The 22,697-nt window shown below is 59.0% G+C and carries 16 protein-coding genes; 15 read left to right on the top strand and 1 reads right to left on the bottom strand.

All coding sequences use genetic code 11. The features are described 5' to 3' along the window. The first annotated feature begins 96 nt into the window (after positions 1–96). Entirely contained in the window at positions 97–1,530 is a 1,434-nt protein-coding gene (locus tag MJA45_RS24605) for a sensor histidine kinase (RefSeq protein ID WP_315604538.1), read from the top strand. Between the two features lies 1 nt (position 1,531). Beyond that, on the top strand, positions 1,532–2,179 hold the full coding sequence (locus MJA45_RS24600) for a response regulator transcription factor (RefSeq protein ID WP_315604537.1): 648 nt from the start codon (positions 1,532–1,534) through the stop codon (positions 2,177–2,179). A 305-nt stretch (positions 2,180–2,484) separates the two neighbouring features. Here MJA45_RS24600 and MJA45_RS24595 read toward each other — a convergent pair whose 3' ends face one another. Continuing rightward, positions 2,485–2,907 (bottom strand): NUDIX hydrolase, encoded by a 423-nt coding sequence (locus MJA45_RS24595; RefSeq protein WP_315608098.1) that lies wholly within the window; start codon positions 2,905–2,907, stop codon positions 2,485–2,487. A 253-nt stretch (positions 2,908–3,160) separates the two neighbouring features. Here MJA45_RS24595 and MJA45_RS24590 point away from each other — a divergent pair, with 253 nt between their 5' ends. From MJA45_RS24590 to MJA45_RS24530, 13 genes are all read left to right on the top strand, one after another. Then, positions 3,161–4,102 (top strand): ABC transporter permease, encoded by a 942-nt coding sequence (locus MJA45_RS24590; RefSeq protein WP_315604536.1) that lies wholly within the window; start codon positions 3,161–3,163, stop codon positions 4,100–4,102. Next, positions 4,096–4,980, top strand: a complete 885-nt coding sequence (locus MJA45_RS24585; protein WP_315604535.1) for a carbohydrate ABC transporter permease — start codon at positions 4,096–4,098, stop codon at positions 4,978–4,980. The genes MJA45_RS24590 and MJA45_RS24585 overlap by 7 nt, the downstream gene beginning before the upstream one ends. A gap of 42 nt (positions 4,981–5,022) precedes the next feature. Beyond that, complete coding sequence (locus tag MJA45_RS24580) at positions 5,023–6,633, top strand: type 2 periplasmic-binding domain-containing protein (RefSeq protein WP_315604534.1); 1,611 nt, start codon at positions 5,023–5,025, stop codon at positions 6,631–6,633. Positions 6,634–6,900: 267 nt separating this feature from the next. Beyond that, on the top strand, positions 6,901–9,342 hold the full coding sequence (locus MJA45_RS24575; protein WP_315604533.1) for a helix-turn-helix domain-containing protein: 2,442 nt from the start codon (positions 6,901–6,903) through the stop codon (positions 9,340–9,342). 671 nt (positions 9,343–10,013) lie between these two features. Then, positions 10,014–11,039, top strand: coding sequence for a Gfo/Idh/MocA family protein (locus tag MJA45_RS24570; protein WP_315604532.1), 1,026 nt, complete (start codon positions 10,014–10,016; stop codon positions 11,037–11,039). Beyond that, the gene (locus MJA45_RS24565; RefSeq protein ID WP_315604531.1) at positions 11,027–12,013 is read left to right on the top strand and encodes a Gfo/Idh/MocA family protein; all 987 of its coding nucleotides are present in this window, start codon (positions 11,027–11,029) and stop codon (positions 12,011–12,013) included. Before MJA45_RS24570 ends, MJA45_RS24565 begins: the two co-directional genes overlap by 13 nt. A 582-nt stretch (positions 12,014–12,595) precedes the next feature. Further along, positions 12,596–14,911, top strand: coding sequence for a helix-turn-helix domain-containing protein (locus MJA45_RS24560; protein WP_315604530.1), 2,316 nt, complete (start codon positions 12,596–12,598; stop codon positions 14,909–14,911). Positions 14,912–15,164: 253 nt separating this feature from the next. Further along, positions 15,165–16,040 (top strand): ABC transporter permease, encoded by an 876-nt coding sequence (locus tag MJA45_RS24555; RefSeq protein WP_407083173.1) that lies wholly within the window; start codon positions 15,165–15,167, stop codon positions 16,038–16,040. A gap of 18 nt (positions 16,041–16,058) precedes the next feature. Next, positions 16,059–16,934, top strand: coding sequence for a carbohydrate ABC transporter permease (locus MJA45_RS24550; RefSeq protein ID WP_315604528.1), 876 nt, complete (start codon positions 16,059–16,061; stop codon positions 16,932–16,934). Between the two features lie 117 nt (positions 16,935–17,051). After that, positions 17,052–18,683 (top strand): extracellular solute-binding protein, encoded by a 1,632-nt coding sequence (locus MJA45_RS24545; RefSeq protein ID WP_315604527.1) that lies wholly within the window; start codon positions 17,052–17,054, stop codon positions 18,681–18,683. A 14-nt stretch (positions 18,684–18,697) separates the two neighbouring features. Then, positions 18,698–20,506: a hypothetical protein gene (locus MJA45_RS24540; RefSeq protein WP_315604526.1), complete on the top strand. Its 1,809-nt coding sequence runs from the start codon at positions 18,698–18,700 to the stop codon at positions 20,504–20,506. Positions 20,507–20,517: 11 nt separating this feature from the next. Further along, a complete protein-coding gene (bglB, locus tag MJA45_RS24535) occupies positions 20,518–21,603 on the top strand; it encodes a beta-galactosidase BglB (protein ID WP_315608097.1) in 1,086 nt (361 codons plus the stop codon). Positions 21,604–21,642: 39 nt separating this feature from the next. After that, entirely contained in the window at positions 21,643–22,659 is a 1,017-nt protein-coding gene (locus tag MJA45_RS24530) for an SGNH/GDSL hydrolase family protein (protein ID WP_315604525.1), read from the top strand. The last annotated feature ends 38 nt before the right edge of the window (positions 22,660–22,697 follow it).

Below are 22,697 nucleotides of genomic sequence, written 5' to 3'. Positions count from 1 at the left end.
CGGCGGATGAGCTCCAGCCAAGGTACCCCATTTCTCCAGCAAGCTTTTTTCCCACCTCGAAATCGCCTATACTTTGGGAAAAGGGGGGAGAAGCTCATGCTGTGGTATTTTGCCGGGTTGACGGCCGCTGCGCTGGTGCTGCTGTTCAACAACCCCCTCAGCCGGATCAACCGGTGGGCCGCAGGGTTTCTCGGGATTGCCGGACTCGGGGGCTTGGCCTTCGTCCTGAAGGACTGGGCGGCGAGCCCTTTTGGTCCAGGAGAAGCGGGCGATCCTTATGGAACCGCATCCGGCGAGGGGAATCTCCCTCTCCAAGCCATACGCACGGCCGCCTCGGCGCTGGAGCTGCTGAACCAGCTCGGAACCCCTTACGCGTGCGCGGTGTTCGCCGCGGTCTACTCCGGGCTGTTCTCCCGGCGCACCGAGAACCGGATGGCCGCCGGGCTGCTCCTTCCGGCGGGGCTGACGGCCGCCTTCACGGCCTACTCCCCGGAGCTTGTCATCCCCTATGGGCTGCTGCTCGCCTGGGCGGGTCCCGCGTACCTGTTCTCGTGCCTGGTGCTGTTCCTGGCTTACCGCAGGGAACGCCATCCGGGACGGCGCCGGAGCCGGCTCGTTACCTTTCTTATCATGGCGCCTACGCTTCTGCTTATTCTAGCGCTGATCAACATAGGGCGGACCCTCGACCCCGCCTTCGATTTCTTCCCGTGGATCTCGCTTGCCGTCGGCTATTCGTTCGCAGCCGCGGCCGTGTGCCTTTTTCTGTACGGGGTGCTCGGGGTGAAGCTGCGCTTCGTCCGCGATCCATGGGACAGCACGATGAAGGCGGTCGCGTCAGGGACGGCCATCGTCAACCATACGATCAAGAACGAGATCGCCAAAATCTCCCTGAGCACCGACAACCTGCAGCCGCTCGCCGGGCCGGAGGCGGAGGAAAGCCTCCGCATCATCCGGAGGTCGGCGGACCATATGCTCGCCATGGTGACGCGGATGCACGGCCAGATGCAGGAGACGGTGCTCGTGGAGGAGCCGTGCCGGCTCACCGGCCTGCTCGAGGAGGCGCTGGAGCCGTTCGGGCCGCTCTTCGGCGCCTGCGGCATCCGGGTGGAGCGCCGCTATCTGGCGGACGTGACCGTGTGCTGCGACCACGTGCATCTGCGGGAGGCGCTCGGCAACCTGCTGCGCAATGCCGCCGAAGCGATGAAAAAGGGCGGGGTGTTGACAGTGGAGCTGGAATGTACCCGCCGGTGGGTCCGCCTAACCATTCGGGATACCGGCCCGGGGATTCCCCGGGACGCTCTGCCATATGTCTTCGAGCCCTTCTACACGACGAAGGGGCAGGGGGAGAACTTCGGCCTCGGCCTCGCCTACAGCTATAACGTGATCCGCAAGAGCGGAGGCAGCCTGAAGCTGGATAGCCCTCCGGGAGGAGGCACGACGGCGGATATTCTCCTGCCGGCACGAAAGATCGTGAAGCCGGAAGAAGGGGTGGCGGACAAGGAGCGGGAGACGCCGGAGAGGGGGAGATAGCATGAGCCCGGACAAGATTAAAGTCTTTCTCGTAGAGGATGACCCCGACTGGGTATCGGCGGTATCGGCCTATCTGGGCCGCGAGGAGGACCTCGTGATCGTCGGAACGGCGGCTAACCGCGCCGAGGCGGTGAAAGGCGCGGAAGAGACGGATCCGGACGTGGTCCTCATGGACATCGACCTGCAGGGAGAAGGGAGGGACGGCATCTTCGCCGCTCTGGAGATTGCGGAGAAGGGACGGGCTAAGATCGTCATGCTGACCTCCCTCTCGGAGGAGCAGGTCATAACGGAGGCATTCACGGCCGGAGCCGTCAGCTATGTGCCGAAGGCGCATTACCGCGAGCTGCCGCAGACGATCCGCCAGGCCCACCGTCATTCGTATCCGATGGAGGTGCTGCTGAAGGAGCTGTCGCGGCTGAAGCGCGAGGAGCAGCTGCAAGGGCTGACGCCCGCGGAGCGGGAGGTTTTCGAGTTGATCGGGCAGGGCTACACCCAGGGGCAAATCGAGCGGAAGCTGTTCAAGTCCGAGAGCACGCTCAAGAACCAGGTGAACAAAATGCTGAAGAAGCTCGGAGTCCGAAGCTCCCGGGAAGCGGTGGAGAAGGTGCGGAGAAGAGGGCTTTGGCGCGGGGGAAAGGACAGGGAGTAATCCGGCTTGTCCCAGAATGGCTTGAAAATGCCCTGTCCTGTTTCAACCGGCCGCCGGTCAGGGTTATATATCTATGGATCCTGCAAAAATCCGCCTAAGGCGGATAACCATACAGGTGGAAATGAACCGGACGCCCAGGCGAGCCGGACATGAGCCGAAAAGAGAGCCCTGCTCTTTTTTCGGCTTTTTTCCGTACCGGGATAAACAGAGAGAGGAGAAAACCCGATTGCATATTTTTATTCTAAGTCTGTTTGTTGTCGGTCTGGTGGCTATTCTTTGGCGTTATTTCCTGCGGTGAAAGCCGCTCAAGGATAGTCGTTCTCGTCAAATTCCACCAGAAAAGGCGCTTCCTCCGCCAAGCAGCTCTCAATCCGCTGCCGGAGGTTTTTCCACGTCACTTTGGCAAGCCCCTCGTCCACCGGATAATACCCGACCTCCAGGCTTTCCTCGCTCGTTGTAAGCTTCCCTCCCGTCGGCCTTCCCATAAACAGAAAGATCGTGATGGTCTGGGTCACATTGTGGTAAACCCCGCAGAAGCGCGTCAGCTCGACGTCGATTCCCGTTTCTTCCTTCACCTCCCGGACGGCACCGGCTTGGATGGATTCTCCTTCCTCCACCCGCCCGCCCGGGCATTCCCATCCTCTCCGGGGACCCCGGATCAGCAGGAGCTTACCCTCAGCATTCCTCACCACCACCGTGGCGACTAGCAAATTTCTCGGTCCCGCCATGGCGTTCACCGGTCCTTTGTCGTGATGTCTTTTTTCCATATCTTACGCTTGGCAACCTTCTATACCATATGAAAATTCCTAGTATTCATGCGGGCTCGCGCCTTATCCGGGGAGCCGGATGTAAAAATAAGCATATGCCCGAAGAACCTGCCTATGGACGGTCCAACGCCTTCTGCTATACATTGGGGACAAGGGGCCCCTCCTCGACAACCTAACGGCAAAGAAGGTGTTACCCATCGGCAAAACCACGGCATTGGCGAACACTTCGACACGCAGCGTGCGCTACCTTCGGCGGGAAGCCGCCAAATCGTTACGGAGAAATTGGGACTTGTATCTTCTCATATCCCCGGTAGTCGCTTACTTTATTCTTTTTCATTATGTGCCCATGTACGGGGTGCAGATTGCGTTTAAGGATTTTCTGGCGTCGAAAGGCATAATGGGGAGTCACTGGGTCGGTCTGAAGCATTTTGAGCGCTTCTTCGATTCCTATCTGTTCTGGCGGGTCATTAAGAATACGCTCGGGATCGGCCTCTATGAACTCGCCGTCGGGTTTCCTGTTCCCATTCTGCTCGCTCTGATGATCCACGAGGTGCGGGGGAAATGGTTCAAGAAGACGATTCAGACGGTTACGTATGCCCCGCACTTTCTCTCTACCGTTGTTCTGGTGGGGATGCTGATCATTTTCCTGTCGCCGCGCAACGGGTTCGTGAACATGATCGTTCAGCTTTTTGGGTACCCCCCCATCTCGTTCTTGACCGAGCCGGCCTGGTTCAAAACGATTTACGTCTTCTCGGGCGTCTGGCAGCAGATGGGCTGGAGCTCGATCATTTACCTCGCCGCGCTGACCGGCATCGATCCGCAACTGCATGAGGCGGCCAAGGTCGACGGAGCCTCGCGTCTTCGGAGAATCTGGCACATCAACCTGCCCGGCATTCTCCCGACCATCACGATCCTGCTCATTCTGAACATCGGGTCGGTGCTGGCCGTCGGCTTCGAGAAGGTCTTCCTCATGCAGAACAGCCTGAACATGGACAGCTCGGACGTCATCTCGACCTACGTGTACCGGAGCGGGATTGTCGGCGCCCAATACAGCTTCTCGGCGGCCGTCGGCCTGTTCAATTCCGTCGTCAATTTCATCATGCTCGTCACCGTCAACCGGTTGGCGAAGAAAGCGGGGGGAACGAGCCTATGGTAAAAGACACCTTCGGAGACCGCGTGTTTGACGTCATCATTCACGTGGTGCTCGGACTCACTCTGCTGATCGTGCTGTATCCGCTTGTCTTCGTCGCCGTGGCTTCCATCAGCGATCCGGCGGCGGTGCTGGCGGGCGAGGTTTGGCTCTTCCCGAAAGGCTTTACGCTCATGGGGTATGAGAAGGTCTTCCAGAACGGCGAGATTCTGAACGGCTATGCGAACACGATCCTGTACACGGTGATCGGAACGCTGATCAACCTCGTAATGACGACGCTTGCGGCCTATCCGCTGGCGCGCCGGGATTTTTTTGGCCGGAATGGCTTTATGGCCCTGTTCGTCTTCACCATGTTCTTCAGCGGCGGCCTGATCCCCACCTACCTGCTCGTCAAAAATCTGGGTATGGTCAACACGATGTGGGCGCTCGTCATCCCGAACGCCGTCTCCGTCTGGAACATTATCATCATGCGGACCTTCTTCCAGCAGAACATTCCCCTTGAGGTACAGGAATCCGCCCAGATGGACGGCTGCTCCAACATCCAGATTCTTCTGCGGATGGTCCTGCCGCTTTCCCTGCCGATTCTCGCCGTCATGACCTTGTTCTACAGCGTCAGCCACTGGAACGCCTTCTTCAATGCGCTGATCTACTTGTCCGACCGGGGCAAATATCCGCTCCAGCTGATCCTTCGCGAAATCCTCATCCAGAACAACATGAACGACATGGTTCAGACCAATGAAGAATCGCTTGCCAAAAGTTTGATGCAGGCGGAATCCATCAAATACGCCGTCGTCATCATCGCGAATTTGCCTGTCCTTATGCTCTATCCATTCCTGCAGCGTTATTTCGTAAAAGGCCTCACCATCGGCGCCGTTAAGGGCTGATTATAGGAAGGAACGAAAAATCGATTAAAGGGGAGAATGGGAATGAACGGAAGAAAATGGTTGTCGGCTTCGCTAACCGGTGCGTTGGCGGTGAGTGTACTGGCAGGATGCAGCGGAAGCGGGGACAAGGAAAAGGCCAAGGGGGATGTGGCGGTCAAGACGGATGGCATGCCCATCGTTCCGGAGAAGGTCAACCTGAAAATGGTGGCCGGCAAGGCCCCGACCACGGCTCCCGACTGGAACAACGTCATGCTGTGGCAGGAATATGAGAAATTGACGAATGTCCATGTCGACTGGGAGATGGTTCCCTTCGACAGCCTGGCCGAGAAGAGAAACATCATGCTGACGGGAGGCGATTACCCGGACGCTTTGTTCACGGCCCAAATCCCGACCTCGGAGCTCGCCAAATACGGCTCGCAAGGGATTTTTATTAAGCTGAACGACCTGATTGACAAATATGCCCCGAACCTTAAGGCCCTCATGGCCAAATACCCGGAGGTGCGCAAGGGGCTGACCATGCCGGACGGCAATATCTATTCCTTCCCGACGATTTACGACCCCGAATTCACTTCCGTTCTGGCGGGAGGCAAGATGTGGATCAAGAAGGAATGGCTGCAGAAGCTCAACCTTCCGGAGCCGGCGACGACCGAGGAGTTCTACCAGACACTTAAGGCCATTAAGGAGAAGGACCCGAACGGGAACGGGCAGCCGGATGAGGTTGGTTATGCCAGTGTCGGCATCGGACCGCTGATCACCTACCTGAAGGGGGCGTGGGGACTTGGAAACCGCGGGGTGCGCCATGGCAATGTGGACATGGATCCTTCCTCCTCCGGTAAGCTGAGATTCATTCCGGCCGATCCCAAATACAAGGAAATGCTGCAGTACGTGCAGAAGTTATACAGCGAGGGGTTGATTGACAAGGACATCTTCACGGTGCAGGCCAACCAGTTCTATGCGACCGGGGCCAAGGGCGTGTACGGAACGATGGTCACTACCGGCCCTTATACGCTGATGAAGCAGGAGGGCTATTACGGGTTAGGCGCCTTGAAGGGGCCAGGCGGGGATCAGGTGTATTCGGCGGTCGGCTCGGCACTCGCCAATCCGGGAGCCTTCGTCATTACGGATCATAACAAGAACCCGGAAGCCACGGTCCGGTGGATGGATAACCTGTACAGCGAAGAAGGGAACAAAATGTTCTTCATGGGCTTCGAGGGCAAATCCTACGAGACGAAAAACGGGGAGTTCGAATATACGAAGGAGATTACCGATAATCCGAACGGCTTGACGTTCGAGCAGGCGCTGGTGAAATACGTGGTATGGCCGGGCGGCGGTTATCCGAACATCGTGCGGCAGAAATACTTCAAGGGCGCGGAGAGCCGTCCGGAGGCGGTGGAAGCGGCTTCCCGCTTCTCCAAGCAGTTCCCGAAGGAAATCTGGCCGATCTTCTCCTATACGCCGGAAGAGGACGAGAAGCGGGTGGCCATGGAGACCGACATCAACAGCTACGTGACGGAAATGCAGGCCAAGTTCATCACGGGCAAGGCGTCCTTCGCCGAGTGGGATAACTATATCGCCACGCTGAAGAAAATGAAGCTCGACGACTACATGAAAATTTACCAGGCCGCCTACGACCGGTACGCGAAGGAGAAATAAGAATGGGGGTTGAATAGGACAGGGACGGCTTCTAATGCCGGTAACCGTGAAGACGTGGAACCCTGCCCCTTATCCGGTGCTTTGCAGGTGCCTGATCCTGCGAAGGCGCAAGCGGGACATTAGAAAGGGTAACCCTCTGAGGATAAGTCGGTAAGGAAGCGGGGCCGGAGGGGAGCTTTCTTTCGGCCATGACAAGCATCGGGAGGCGTGCCGGGGAAAAGCCCTCGGCCCCTCGCAGCATCAGTAGGCGTGCCGGGGGAAGGGCCCTTGACGCATCACAAACATCGGGAGGCGTGCGGGAGGGGATGCCCGAAGCACAGCCGGCGGACAACGGGGGAGGCGGTTGACGTGGTAAAAGGCCCGAGGTTCTACACCTATCTGTTCTCGTATATCCTGCTCGTCGTCCTGCTGCTGGCGATCATCAGCGGGGTGGTGTACGCCAAGTTCTTCCATACCCTGCAAGCGGAAGTGGAGTCGTCCACTATCGCGAAGCTGAATCAGTTCAAGGACACGGTGGACTTGAGGATGCAGGAGATGAACCGCATGGCGGTGCAGATCGGGGGCAACCCGCTGCTGAAGCGGTACGCCGTGGCGGAAGGGAGCTACGGCTCCCTGCAGGCCATCGGCGAGCTTAAGCAGTACCTGTCGACCAACGCCTTCCTGTATGACCTTGTGCTGTATTTCAAGGATTCGGCTCATGCCAAGCTGTATGCCGCAAGCGGCACGTATGGCACGGATCTCTTCTTTCAAGATATTTACGGCTACCAGAATTGGAGCCGGGAGGAATTCGAGCGGACGGCCGGCCGGCTTACCGCCCCGGTCATGCGGCCAATGGAGCCCATGCTCTATAACCGGATACAGACGGAGCAGATGGCCACCTACCTGGTTCCGCTCCCCGCGAACGGGGAAACGGCGTACGGGGTGGTGATGTTCCTGATCAAGGAGAATGCCCTTAAGAGCCTCGCTTCCCATGTGCTGACGGATTACAACGGGCTGCTGTTTATTCTGGACGGTCAAGGAAACGTCATCTTTCAGGCGGCCAAGGGAGAATCCCAGGCCGCATCCCGGCATCTGCTGGATACGATCCAGAACCGGCCGGGGGACTGGACACTCGCCGATGCCGAGTATGACAAGCGCAGGTTTACCGTGGTCAAGGTGCCTTCCCAGAACGGGAACTGGTCCTATGTCACCGTGCTTCCCACGGCCCAGTTCATGAGCAAGGTGGACGAGGCGCGAAACCTGTACGCCTATGCGGTTGGAGCCGTGTTCGTCATCGGGGTGCTGATGGCCTTCCTTCTGTCGTTGAAGCACTACCGGCCCCTGGAGAAGCTGGTTCAGCTCGTTTCGGAAGGGGAGAAGCCCGAAGCGCCCAAGAAAGGACGTAAGGATGAGCTCGCCTACCTGTCCTTCGCCGTGGGCCAGATGGCCAAGGAGAAGGAGGGCCTGGCTAACCGGCTGAGGAGCCAGGCCCATGCGATCCGGGATCAAGCCCTGCTCCGCCTCGTTCAAGGGAAGGTCAAGACCCCCGAGGAATGGGAGGAGCTTAAGCTTTATGCGGATCTTCGCCTGAATAAGCCGCATTTTGCCGTTCTCCTGCTGCTCATCGACGACTACAAGCAGTTTCACAGCAGCAATTCGGACCGCATGCAGGAAGTCCTCAAGTACAGCCTGATCAAGGTGTTCGAGGAGCTGTCGTCCGAGGCTGGCACCGGCTTCGGGATGGAGCTCTTGGACGGGCGTGGGACGGTCTTTCTGCTCAACTTGAACGAAGGCTTCGGCGAGCTGGAGGTGGTTAAGGAGCTTGCCATGAAGGCCAAGGAGGTTTACAAGCAATATTTCCGCTTTAGCGTGACGGTGGGCATCGGCGGGATCTGCCAGGAGTATGCGGACATTCCCGCGCTTTATGTGAACGCTACCCACGCCGCCCGGCAGCGCTTCGTCAAGGGAAACGGCTGCGTGATCGCTTATGGGGAGGGAACAGGCCGATACGGGGAATGGTCGCTGCCGGTGGAAGGCATCGACCGGCTCGACAAGGCCATCAAACAGGGAGACAGCAGGGAAGCCGAAGCGGCGGTGGCCGATACGTTCCGGCACATTGTCGACCGGAACGTATCGCTGGAGGCCGCCGAATGCATCTGCTTCGACATCGTCAACAGCTTGACGAGAACGCTGACGGAGCTGGATGTGGAGATCGACGAGTCTCTCGGGGAAACGCTGGAGAGGCTGTTCGTTCCCCGCTTCGAGACGATCGAGGAGCTGGAGCAGATGGTAACGGACATATGCAGCAACGTCTGCCGGTACATCGCCGGCCAGAAGGAAAGCAAGAATCTGGTCATGCTAGACCGGATGAAGGATTATATTGCGGAGCATTACGCGGACCAGACGCTGAATCTGGACCGGATTGCCGGTCATTTCGGGCTGTCCTCCTCTTACGCGACCCGCTTCTTCAAGGACCAGACGGGGACGCCCCTTATGAAATACATTGACGAAATCCGGCTGAGCCGTACGAAGCAGCTGCTTCGGACCACCGACCTGCCGCTGAAGGAAGTCATGGCGGCGGCCGGGTATGTGGATTCCACGAACTATATCCGCAAATTCAAAAAAGCGGAGGGCGTCACCCCCATCCAATACCGCACGATCGTTCGGGCGGAGGAGGAAGGCCGGTCCCGGCCGCGGGTTCGGAGGGATGAGCCTGGCCGCGTCGGATGAGCTGCGTGGCGAGCTAACTAGACCGCCGTTTGCGGCAGGGCGGCTTATAGGGCCTTATCCGCAAAGGTGGGACCGCTTCCTAAACGATCCCTGCCAAGCAAACAGCCGGGGCGGAAGGAGCTATAGCTGGCCAGCGGCAGCTGAGATACCTTATCGGGCTGTTATCGCGTTGGGGAAAATCATTAGAGGAACAACGGTATCTTATTTTCGGCTAATAGTGCTCAAAAAGCCGATTATAGCGGAGTTACGCGGGAAATAAGAGATCTCAGTTCCTCTATGGTCAGCGCCTTCCTGGAAAAGACGCGAATAGCGAACTATAGTTCCGCTAATGATTGGCGCTCTGTAGGAGGTACCGCCCAGCCGCTAAGGATCGGCTGCTCTGCCGGAGGTACCGACTCAACCCCGAAGGATGTGAGCATGGCAAGGTACCTGCCTAGCCAGCTAAGGAAGCTCAGACAGCGGGGTCGTTTATCTCTCCGCTAAGGATCTGCGCACAGCGGGAGGAGCCTACTCTAACCCGCTAAGGATCGGCTTGTCTGCGAGAGACACCGCCCAGCCGAAGAATCGGCTGCACATCCGCAACACATGCTGCCGGATCCGCTTCCGGTTTAGATGAGAATCAGAGAAAACGGTAAGGCGCCGGCGAAGGCCGGAAACGAGGAAAGGGAGGGATGGAAGTGAAAGTAGCCATCGTAGGCTGCGGAGGTTTGGGACACGTGCATGGAGGGTCCTACGGCCGCATAGCCGGGATGCAGGTGGTCGGGGTTCACGACTTGGTGGAGGAAAGAGCGCGCAGCCTCGCGGACAAAACGGGGGCAGCCGTATACGATTCCTTCGATGCCATGCTGGAGGAATCGGGCTGTGAGCTCGTAAGCGTTACGGTGCCGAGCTATCTGCACAAGGAGTTTACCATCCGGGCCGCCGCGAAGGGCAAGCATGTCATTTGCGAGAAGCCGATCGCACTGAAGGTTCAGGATGCGGAGGACATGATCCGCGCGTGCCGGGAGCATAACGTCCGCCTGTTCATCGGGCATGTCGTCCGGTTCTTCCCGGACTATGTCCACATGAAGCGAAACGTGGAGAACGGGGCGCTCGGAACGATTGGGACGGCCCACGCCAAGAGGGCGGGGGGCCATCCCGCCGATGCCCGTCCGTGGTACGCGGACGAGAGCAAGAGCGGCGGCGTGGTGTGCGACCTGATGATCCACGACCTGGATTTCCTGCGCTGGACGCTGGGAGAGGTCCGTTCCGTGTACGGCCTAAGCCGAAAGGCGGAAGGGATCGAGTACGCTTCAGCGACTCTTGTGTTTGAGAGCGGAGCCGTCGCCAATGTGGAGGCGCATTGGGGATATCCCGGAGCTTTCTTCACGGCGGCGGAAATCGCCGGCTCTACTGGGGTTGTGAGAAGCGACAGCACGCAGGCGAAGTCGCTGCAGATCCGGCGGTTGGAAGCCGATTCTCCTGCCGGCGTGGTAGAGGTTCCCCAGAGCCCGGGCTTCGTCACTCCTTATACCCGGGAGCTTGAGCATTTTGTAGACTGTATCAAGAGCGCCTCCGAGCCGCTTGTCACGGCGCAGGACGCCGTGCTGGCGCTTGAGCTCGCCCTTGCGGTGCGAGAATCCGTGCGGACCGGTAAAGCGGTCAGCCTGCAAGAAACGAGACAGGAGAGACAGGAGGGATGGACATGCAGCAGCTGAAGATCGGAATGATTTCTTTTGCCCACGGCCATGCCAACAGCTATTTGCAGGCTCTGGTCTCTATTCCGGAAGTGAAGGTGGCCGGAATTGCCGACGAGAACCGGGACCGGGTCGCGAAGCAGACGGAGCACCACGGCATTCCGTACTATGCCGATTACCGGGAGCTGCTTAAGACCGATATCGAGGCGGTGGTGATCTGCTCCGAGAACGTTCATCACTTGGAGCATATTACCGAAGCCGCCCGTGCCGGCAAGCATGTCCTCTGCGAGAAGCCGCTCTGTCTATCGGTCCAGGAGATGGAAGAGGCCATCCGGGTCTGCTCGGAGAACGGCGTCCAACTGATGACTGCGTTCCCCTGCCGGTACCTGCCCGCGGTGGTGAGAGCGAAGGAAGCGGTGGACCGCGGGGACATCGGAGAGATCGTGGCCATCAAGGGCACCAACCGCGGGTCCATGCCGGGCCGCTGGTTTATCGAGCCCGGCCTGTCGGGTGGAGGCGCGCTGCTGGACCATACGGTCCACGTCATGGACCTCATGAACTGGTTTACCGGCTCCCGGGTTACCGAGGTTTATGCTTATGCGGCCACCCGGTTTCACGAGGACCTGGCGGTGGACGATACCGGCATGATCAGCGTCAAGTTCGAGAACGGGGTCTTCGGTGTACTCGATACAAGCTGGTCCCGCCCGAAGGCTTTCCCGACATGGGGCGATGTAACCATGGAGGTAATCGGCACGAAGGGTGTACTGTCCATCGATGGCTTCGCCCAGAGCAACGAGCTGTATAGTGATGAAATCGGCAAGGGAGTATGGGCGTACTGGGGGGATTCCATGGATCATTACATGGTCAAAGGGTTCGTGGAGGCGCTTCTGGAGGAGACTCCCGTGCCGATTACCGGCACCGACGGGCTCCGTTCCACAGAGGTCGCCCTGGCCGGCTATGAATCCGTGAGCAGAGGCCAGCCGGTTCCCCTGTGAATCCGGCCTGGCCCGCCGCCAGGCCGGCACCTTTACGGGTAAGGCTGGGTCCGTGCCAAGCCGGGACCTTTTCGCAGGTAAGGCCGCGCATGTTGCCAAGCCGGCCACCTTCTGCTGGTAAGGCCAGGTAAGTCGCCGAGCCGCTCTTTTTTGCAGATAAGGTCAGCCCCGTCGAGTCGGCACCCTTTTGCAGGTAAGGGCAGGTTTGCCATTACGCCGCCTTGCTCTCTAGGAGGGGGAGCCGACTTCCTCCCCTGCTCCAAGCTCGTCAAGCAAGGCCGTCCTTTCGCCGGTTCCGGCGGAGAGGACGGCCTTTTTGAGCTGTACGAAAGATAGAGGGGGTCTTGATTCGAACTTTTAGGTTAGCGAAAGACAGAGGGTGCCTTGATTCGAACCTTTTGGCTGTGCCAAAGATAAGAGGGTGCCCGATTTTCCCCCTTCATGGCCAGCTATCCTTCCGAAGAGGTCCAGACTCGAAAAAGGCGGGCGGCAGCGCCTTGTGGGGGGGCCGAATATTGTGCATGGAAGGAATGGTGTGTATTGACCATGCAGGGGAGGCTTTGATAGATTGAGGAAATCAAGATGGGGGAGCTGTGGCATCAAGCCCCCGCGGGGGGGATGGTTGTGAGCAAGCAGTGGTTCAAGCGCCTGTTGTTGTCTTATCTGCCGATTTTCTTCATCATCACGTCGCTGCTGCTTGCCATCTCGATTCTGGCGGTCAGCAGCCTCTCCCAGAGGGCGACGGAGGAAGCCAATATCGCTTCGGCGAAGCATGCGATGGCTCTTCTCGACAATTCCCTGAAGGCGGTCGATGACGCCATTCTAAAGGAAATCCAATCGAATCCGGTGCTCGGCCAATTCTTCTACCCGCCTTCCGGGGGGAATCCGTTTTATTCGGTTTACGAGCCTTCGACCCTGCTCCGCGATCTCATTACCGGAGTGCAGAGCATCCGCATCGACTCCATTTACCTTTACCGGCAGGCGGATCAAGTGGTGTTGACGTCGAATACGATTTTGCCGCTCGACAAGTTTGGGGACAAGGGGTTTATTCTCCGGCTTCTTTCGGAGGATTCCAAGGATACTTGGTCGAACGAACGGAGCTTCAAGGAATTCATTGACCAGGAGACCAGCTCCTCCGTCGTATCGCTTGTCCGGAAGGTTCCGCCGGTGGCGGGGGGACAGGGCTTGTTCGTCGTGAATATCCGGACAGTGGACGTCTCGCGGATGATCGAATCGATCATGAATTCGAGCTACAGCTATGCCGTTCTGAGCGACCGCAAGGGTACGCCGCTGTCGACGGCACAGCTGCAGGGCACGGCGGCTCCGGGCGAGCCTGAGGAGAAGGATGCCCATGCCGTTGTCGTCCGTTCGGATTATACCGGCTGGGAGATCCGGAGCGGGTTGACGCACGTCGGCCTGTTTAATTTCATTACCGGCTTCTCACAGCTGCTCATTGCGGTGGGGGCGCTCGCCATTCTGATCGGAATTGTGGCCATCGTCATCATCACCCGGCGCAATTACCGGCCGATCGAATCCGTTTTGTCGCGGCTGAGGAGCATTTCCTTGGAGAAAACCCAGGACCTTCTGCCGGCAGCCGGACGGGACGAGTTCAAATTCATCGAGGCGGCGCTTGACGATATGATGGAGCAATCCCTGCAGTTCCGGGAACGGCAGAAGGAAGACCTGATCTTCCGGAGGCAGTACTTCCTGGAAGAGTGGCTGGAAGGCAACCGGGCCATTTCCGGGGAGGAATGGCGGCGTGAAATGCAGCGGCTCGGGCTGAAGGAGACGTTCGTGCAGCTTCAAGCGGTGGTTATCGAGCTGGACAAATATGGCCAGTTTTGCCGGGAATACAACCACCGGGACCAATACCTGCTGAAGTTCGTTCTAAGCAGTGTCGTTCGGGAGATCGTGCCGGCGGAGCGGGCGGCGGTATGGGCCGAATGGCTCGACCCGAACCGTCTCACCATTCTGTACCAGTGGCACGAGCCGGTGGGAGCTTCTCCTTCGGAAGAGGGCAGTCCCGCCTGCCGGTACAGCGAGGCCCTCCTGGCCTGGGTGGCGGACAATCTCAAGTTTACCGTTACCATCGGAATAGGGCCGCCGGTCGATGGCATCGAGGGAGCACCCGATTCGTACGCGGGGGCGCGGGAAGCCGTCAAATACCGGTCGGTTCTCGGGATCAACCGGGTTATTGCCTATCACGAGATGGAAGGCTCTCCCCTAGGGGAAACTTACTCCCATTTGCCGCTGATCCGTTCGCTCGCCCAGTCGTTCCGGCTGGGGGACGAGCAGTGGCTGGCTCAATACGAGGCCTGGTTCGGGAGCATTCGGGACATGCTGTTCTCGCGTGAGGATCTGGTTAACCTGGTTAATTATCTGCTTTACCACCTGCAGCGCGAGATGATGGAGCTTCCTCCCGAATTCCAGGAGCTATGGTACAAGGGGGCCGCCGATCCGCTTCATGAGGTGCTCGAACAGTTCGATACGCTGGAGGAGCTGGAACGGGACATCCGCCGGATTCTCGCGGAGACGGGAGAGGCCATGAAGCGGATGCGCGAAAGCCGTTCGAGTCATTCCATTATCCGGGAGGTGCGGGCTTACATCGAGAAGCATTATGCGAATCCCGACCTTTCCCTTACCCACCTCAGCGAGGAGTTCCATATGAACCCGAAGTATGTCAGCCAGCTTTTTAAGGACGAGTTCGGGGTAAAATTCGTCGATTACCTGGCCCAGGTAAGAATCGAGCATGCCCGCCGCCAGCTCGCCCATTCCGACCTTCCGGTCCAGGACATCGGGCAGAGCGTGGGCTACCTCCACTCCTTCTCTTTCATCCGTGCCTTCAAGAAGGCGGTTGGCATGACGCCGGGGGACTACCGGAAGGAGAATCGAGGATAGGCGGAAAATGGTGGATCGGTCCGCCGACAGACGAAAGAGCCGCAGGCATGCGGCTCTTTCGTCTGTTTGTCCCCGCAGCCGGAAGGATGTGCATGGCCGGAATCATGTTCATTGATCTTGGCCCGGGAACGCGTTTACGCTTAAGGCACGAAAAGAGAACTTCACAAGGAGGCACGACATGCATACGGCTTATGTCCACAAGGCAGCGGCGGCCGGCGGGCGGGCGGCTCGGGAACGCCGCAAACGATTCAGGATGAACCTTCCACTCCTTATTCTGTTTGCCCCGATTGCCGCATTCTTTATTATTTTCAAGTACGCTCCGATGGCCGGTCTGGTCATCGCCTTCAAGAATTACACCTTCTATGACGGAATCTGGGGCAGCGAATGGGTGGGGCTTCACAATTTCGAGCAGCTGTTCTCCAACCCGCAGACGCTTTCCATTATCCGCAACACGGTCCTGCTCAGCTGCTTGAATATCGTTTTCGGCTTCCCCTTTCCGATTCTGCTCGCGATCCTGCTGAATGAAGTCCGCCGTCAATGGTTCAAGCGGCTTGTTCAGACGCTGGTCTACCTCCCGCATTTTCTGTCCTGGGTCATTGTCGGCGGCATGGTAGTGACTATCTTCTCGCAGGAAACCGGGATTGTGAATCATCTGGTCAAAGCTTGGCTCGGAGAGCCTTATCCGTTCCTGTACAAAGATGGGTCCTGGATCGCCATTTTCGTCGGTTCGGGGATCTGGAAAGGGGCCGGCTGGGGGGCGATTGTTTATCTGGCGGCCTTGACGACCATCGATCCCCATCTGTATGAGGCGGCGAGCCTGGACGGGGCGAGCAAGTGGAGGCAGATCTGGCACGTAACGTTACCCGGCATCAGCTCGACGATTGTCGTCATGTTCATCCTTACGCTCGGCCATGTCATGGAGGTGGGCTTCGACCACGTCTTCATGCTGCAGAATTCAGTCGTTTCCGGCATATCGGAAGTCATCAGCACCTACATTTACCGGGTGGGTCTGCAGGGAGCCCAGTTCAGCCTGACCACCGCCATGGGTTTGTTCGAATCGCTGATCGGGCTCGTTCTAGTCCTGACCGCCAACCGGATAGCCCGCAGGCTTGGCCAAAGCCTGTGGTAGAAGAGGAGGGAGATTCCAATGAAAGCTACTTGGGGAGAAAAAGTCTTTTACAGCGTCAATTATCTTCTGCTGGCCTTGGCCGCCTTAAGCTGCCTGCTTCCGATCGTGCATGTGGCGGCGGTTTCGTTAAGCGACAGCCATTCCGTAATGTCCGCTTCCGTCTCGCTCTGGCCGGTCGGCTGGACCCTCGAGTCCTACCGAACGCTCATTGAGGGAACCGGGATCGTCCGGGCCTTTAAGAACAATACCGTTCTGACCGTCGTGGGCGTCGTCCTCAGCATGGCGGCAACGGTGATGGCCGCCTATCCGCTGTCCCGGCCTTACTTCTACTGGAGAAGAAAGCTTACGCTCGCCGTGGTCTTTACGATGCTGTTCGGCGGAGGGCTCATTCCCACGTATCTGGTCATCAAGTCGCTCGGGCTGATCAATTCCTATGGGGCCATCTGGCTGCCCGGTCTTGTGAGCGCCTTCAACATGCTGGTCTTGAAAACGCACTTCGAAGGCCTGCCTTCGGAGATGGAGGAGGCCGCCCGTATGGACGGCTGCGGGGAATGGAGGCTGCTCGCCCAAGTCGTTCTGCCTTTGTCCCTTCCGGTTCTGGCGGCGCTTACTCTTTTCTATGCCGTCGGCTATTGGAACGCCTTCATGAACGTGCTCATCTATATCAACAGTCCCGAGAAGCACAACATGACCGTTCTCGTTCAGCAAATGGTGCAGAGCCAGTCCCTGCTCCAGGAGATCAATGGGATCCAGCAGGACGATATCAAGCAGATGACGCCCGAGGGCATCAAGACAGCCGGTATTCTGGTCATGATCGTCCCCATGCTGATTGTCTATCCGTTCCTGCAGAAATATTTTGTCAAAGGGGTGATGATCGGCGCGGTCAAAGGGTGACGCGGGAACTACGGTCCGATCCCGTTGGGCGGGAAGAGGCCCGAACACGTGCAGGAAAGGCCCGAACACGTGCAGAAAGACAGGTTCAACCAATCCACGAAAATGGGGGCAAGGTCCATGAAAACAAAATCAGGCGTTATGACGGTTACGGCGACCGTCCTGCTTACGGCTCTGGCGGCTGCGGGCTGTTCGACCGGCAAGGACGATCAGGTGAAGGGCGAGGGCAAGGATCCGGCCAAGAAGCCGGTCATTTCCCAGACGATTTACGACCGGGGAACGGTACCTCCCGAGGAAGGAACGATCGAGAAGAACCGCTGGACCGACTGGATCAACGAGAACGGACCGGCCACCGTCAAGTTTACCGCGATCCCGCGCTGGGAGTCGCAGGCAAAGCTAAATACCTTGTTCGCCTCGGGCAGCGCCCCCGATCTCATCTTCGAGTTCGATACCGGCTACCGCAACCAGCTGTACAACCAGAAGCAGCTCATGCCGCTTGACGACCTGATCGCCAAGCACAGCACGGTCTACAAGAAGCTGCTCGAAGAGAATCCCGTCCTCAAAAAAATAGGAACGAAGCCGGACGGCAAGCTGTACGAATTCGGACGCATCCTGGGGCTGTCCACTAACCACGTGCTGTACGTAAGACAGGATTGGCTGCAGAAGCTCGGCCTCGAGGTTCCGAAGACGACGGACGACCTGTACAAGGTCATCAAAGCCTTTACCGAGCAGGATCCGGACGGCAACGGCAAGAAGGACACGTACGGCTACAGCCTCAGCTTCGTTACCGGCATGGTGACCGACGCGATGTTCCAGAATGTCACCCGGGTGGTGGAGAACGGCACCCTGATTCATGACTGGGAGAGACTGAAGGCGGCAACGGAATTCAAGAAGAGGATGTATGACGAGGGCCTGATCGACAAAGATTTTCTGGCGGATAAGAACGGGGAGAAGGCGAAGCAGGACTTCATTAACGGCAAGCTCGGCTTCTACGGAGTAAACGGCGGCGGGGGAACCCCCGGCATGCAAATTTTGGAGGCCATGCGCAAGAACAACCCGGAGTCCAAAATGATCCCCATCGAGCTGCCCAAGGGCCCGTTCGGCCAGTTCAGCCCGGTCATCCAGAACCCGGTTCAGATGACGGCCGTCATCAACGCGACCGCGAAGGATCCCGCAGCCGTTGTCAAATACGTCGACTTCCTGGTTTCGGAAAGCACCCAGAAGACCCTCAGCAAAGGGCTGGAAGGCACCCATTGGAAGACGGGGGCGAACGGCTGCCCGGAAGTCATCGTGGACAAGGACCGGCAGAAGAAGGAGCTGAGCTGGACGGGGGATTTCCAGATGCTGAATTTCTCCGCTACGTGGGGCAAGTGCTCGAGCTATGCCAGCACGCTGGATCCGTCCAAGCCGCTGGAGAAGGAATTCCTGGAGATCATCGATATGGCGAAGAAGGCTTACCTCGATCCGGCCCGTCCCATCGCCGAGATTACAAGCGGCGAGCATATGCCGACCCTTCCGCAGGATCTGCAGCTGATCGTCACGAACGCGACCAAGACCATGACGGATACGATCAATAAGGCCATCGTCAGCGGAAGCTCCTACAAAGTGGATCAGGCTCTCGCGGACGCCAAGTCCACATGGGAGAAGTCGGGAGGCAAGCAGGTCGACGAGTGGTATACGAAATGGTACGCCGAGAACAAGGACAAAGCCTTCCTGAAGGAAGACATGTACAAAATGCCAAAAAGCCAGTAAGGAGAGAAGCTCGTATGAAGCAAACGGAGCAGCAAGTCCCCGCCGAGGCCTTTGACCGGTGGGCCCGGCAGGCGAGATGGAACAACGGGTTGATCACCTTGACCAAGCCCGGTCACACGAGGGAGGCATCCTCTTTCCCGGAGGTGCACCCGGGAAGGGAAACGGCCGCGTATTACGCGGCCGGCTTATTGTCCGGAAGAATGGGAGCCGAGGGCTCCGCCATGCTGCATCAGCTTTCCCTGCTGCAGGAAAAGGACAGGGCGTCCGAATTCTTCGGAGGGTTCCGCTGGTACCGGGAAGAGACGGCGATTCATGACACGAATGCGGCCTTCTTCATTATGAGCCCGCTTGTCCAAGCGGTCCTTCTTAATCCGGAGCAGGTGCCGGACGCCCACGGTCCCATCTTGAAAGGGATGATGGAGGGGGCCCGGGAATGGTTCGCCCGGGAATGCCGCGAGCCCAGCCTGTATTACCCCAATAAGATCATCAGCGACGGCGCTCTGCTGCTCGCTCTTGCCAAGCTGACGGCCCACGCGGAACGGTTCGAAGAAGGCACGGCCTTCTTCCGGAGATGGCTCGACTACACAAGACGGCGCGGCTGGGGATGGGGCGAGAACATGAGCCTGGGCTACCTGGGCATCATTCTCAGCTCCCTGCAGCTGGCGGCATACTGCCTGAAGGACGCCCATCAACCATTGGCGCAGGAACTGTACGCCGAGATCCGAGGGCTTCTCGAGCTGATCCGCTTCCATGACCGCCACGAATTCGTCCCGACCATCCGCAGCTATAACTTCCAGGGAGAGGTGGAGCGGCCCGGCGCCGCTTGGCAGATGGCCGGTTACGGGGAAGGGGATGCCCCGGCCCCGGAGCTCCCCGATCTGTGGATGGTGCCGGCGCTAGCCCTGTATGCGCGTCATACCGCCAAGGCGGTCGGCCTTCCGGAGAGGGCGGAGCAGCCGGTGCCGAGAATCCGGCGGGAACGGGTCATGGACGATGCCGAGGCGTATACGTGGATCGGCTCCCATGCCCGCCTGGGCAGCCTGAACCGGTTCCCGGTTCTCGCGGGCTGCTACCAGTGGCCAACCTGGGGACTCGGCTGGCAGTCGTTCCCCGCCAGCTTCAGCGTGGACGGCGAGCAGGTCGGCTATTTGCGGTGGACGGTCCGGGAGAAGGGGGCGACGCGAACCCATCCGGCTGAGTCGTATCCCCATGGTTACCTGAATCCAGCTTTGTTCGGGGACCCGCCTTATCCCGAGGTGGAGACACACTGCGCCCAGGAAGGAAATGCTCTATTGGCGGTCCGCAGCCTGACGGGCCTTCACAACCGGGCGGAGGAGATCACAGACGAATGGATCGTCCATCGCTTCCGTCACCACGTGGAGACGGTTGAGGTCAAGGGCGGAGATGGATCCCGGCACCGCTGGCTGTTGCTTCGTTACCCGGAGGTAACGGTGGCCCTGACGGCGCTTCAGGGTATCGTATCGAACGGGATGTCCGCCGCCGTGGCGGAAGGTGAACTCGAATGGGAGCAGGATGAGGCGGGCACCCTCCGAATCCGCCGGATTCTGTACCGGGGGGAGGAACGCCCGTTGGTACACGCCCGTCTGGAGAGCGCCTGGGCTCTCGTCATCCGGGAGCACGAGCTCTCCGGAGCCCCTGCCCCTGCGGAATGGCTGCAGGGCATCACGGTTCAAGACCGGTGGGAGCGGGACGGAGAGACGCCGCGAACCGATGACCAGCGAATCCGCCGGCTTGCCCTGCAAGGGGACGGAATTTCTTCCGTCCGGCTTGAGCTGGATCCACATCTAACGGGAAGGAGCTGACTATGGTGACCATGGCATCGCTCAATCGGGAAGAGCTTCTTCAACGGATCGACCGGGTGATCGACAAGATGAAGAACCTGTCCCCGGAAGAGATCGTCGAAACGTGCCCCATCGGGATTATTTCCATGGACAATTGGGAATGGCCGCAGGGGGTCGGCTTGTTCTCCCTGTTTCTGTATTACCGGGAAACGGGCGAGGAGGCCGTCCTGGCCTACCTGGAAGACTGGTTCGACCGCCGTCTGCAGGAGGGTGTTCCCCCTCTTAATGTCAATACGATCTGCCCTCTGCTCACGCTGACCTATCTGAACGAGCTCCGCCCGAAGGAGTCGTACCGGGGGCTTCTGGAACGGGGAGCGGCATTCGTTATGAAGGAAATGCCGCGGACGGAAGAAGGAGGATTGCAGCATATCGTTTCCGGCGGTTTGAACGAAGGGCAGCTGTGGGACGACACGCTGTACATGACGGTCTTGTTTCTGACTCGGTACGGCGTGCTTACGAATGATCCGGCCTGCGTGGACGAAAGTGTCCGTCAGTTTCTGGTTCATCTGAAATATTTAACCGACCCGGCAACGGGGCTGTTCTTTCACGGGTGGACGTTTCAGGAGGGCCATCATTTCGCGAAGGCGCTGTGGGGACGGGGAAATGCCTGGTATACCGCGGGGCTGGTGGATTATTTGGATATGATCGAGCCGCCCCCGGGGGTGAGCCTGTTCCTGTGCGGGTCGCTCGAACGGCAGGCGAAAGCCCTCCGGCCCCTTCAGGCGCCAAGCGGCCGCTGGCATACGCTTCTCGACGATCCCTCTTCGTACGAGGAAACCTCGGCCACGGCGGCTTTTGCCTACGGCCTGCTGAAGGCCATCCGCTGCGGCTATCTGAGCCGCGATTTTGAGCCCATGGCGTGGCGCGCTTTTCATGGTGTTCTCGACCAGATCGATCCCGACGGGACAGTACGAGGCGTCTCCTATGGAACGGGCATGGGAAGAACGCTGCAGGCTTATAAGGACATTCCCCTGTGCCCCATGCCTTACGGGCAGTCCATGGCTTTGCTTATGCTGGTAGAGGGGCTAAAGCACGACCTGGCGGAAGTCAGGCTGTAAGGGAGGTCCCATTCTCAGAAGAAAGGAGCAGGAAGCCGAATGCGGCATGACCACATCGAATTTCACAACACGGCCGAGCTCGAAGAAAGCCGCAGCTTTGGGGGAGTGAAGCTTTACCGGTTTCCACGAGAGGTCCGCCATGCGCTTGGCGACCGGGGGCGGTTTATCTCGGAAGAGGCGACGGGCTGCGAGCTCCGTTTCGTCACGGAGGCAGCCCATGTCCGCTTGACGCTTCTCCTGCCCGACCGGGCGGGGGAGGTGTACGTCTACCGGGGCGGCCTGCTGCACTCCACGCACGCTATGCCTGCCGGCATCCCGAAGACGCTGCATCTGGAGCGGCCCGTCCGTTTAGCGGGAATGGACCTGGAGAAGCTGACCGCCTGCGGCTTTGCGCCGGAGGTATGGAGGGTGGTGTTCGGACGGTCCGAGGGCGTATTCCTGGAATGGAACACGTTCGGAGAAGCCGTCCGGCCTCCGCAGGCAGGAGAAACCCCGGGGGTCCGCCTGCTCGCCTATGGATCCTCCATCACCCATGGACTGGGTACCTATCCCCTTACGTATATCGATCAGGCGGCCAGGCGGCTGAAGGCGGATCTCTTCAACAAAGGAATGAGCGGCTCCTGCCTTTGCGAGCCCGAGATGGCGGACTATCTCTCCCGATCCGAGGGCTGGGACGCCGCCCTGCTGGAGCTTGGCGTCAACATGAGGGACCATTTCCCCCCCGACGTCTTTGCGGAGCGGACGGACTATTTGCTGCGGAGGATGCTGGAGCGGCATCCGGATAAACCGTTCTTCCTGGTCACCGTTTATCCGAACTTCGCCACCTGGGCCGACAGTGAGGCCGGACGCAGGGAGAGGGAATATAACCGGATTCTGGCCGGGCACGTCAGCCGAATGGCTTCTCCGAATCTTCACCTGATCCCGGGGGATGAGATCCTCCAGGACTTGTCGGGCTTGTCCTGCGATATGATCCATCCCGGACCATACGGCCATATGCAGATGGGAGAGCAGCTGGCTATACGCATGCAGCCGGTATGGGAAGAACGGTTTGCCTGATAGCCGCGAGGCGGCGGCGGAGCGGTTTTCCCGGTAAC

This window comes from Paenibacillus aurantius, assembly GCF_032268605.1.
GTDB lineage: Bacteria > Bacillota > Bacilli > Paenibacillales > NBRC-103111 > Paenibacillus_AO > Paenibacillus_AO aurantius.
The sequence above is the reverse complement of the archived record's forward strand: the minus strand, read 5'-3'. Positions and strand labels throughout refer to the sequence as shown.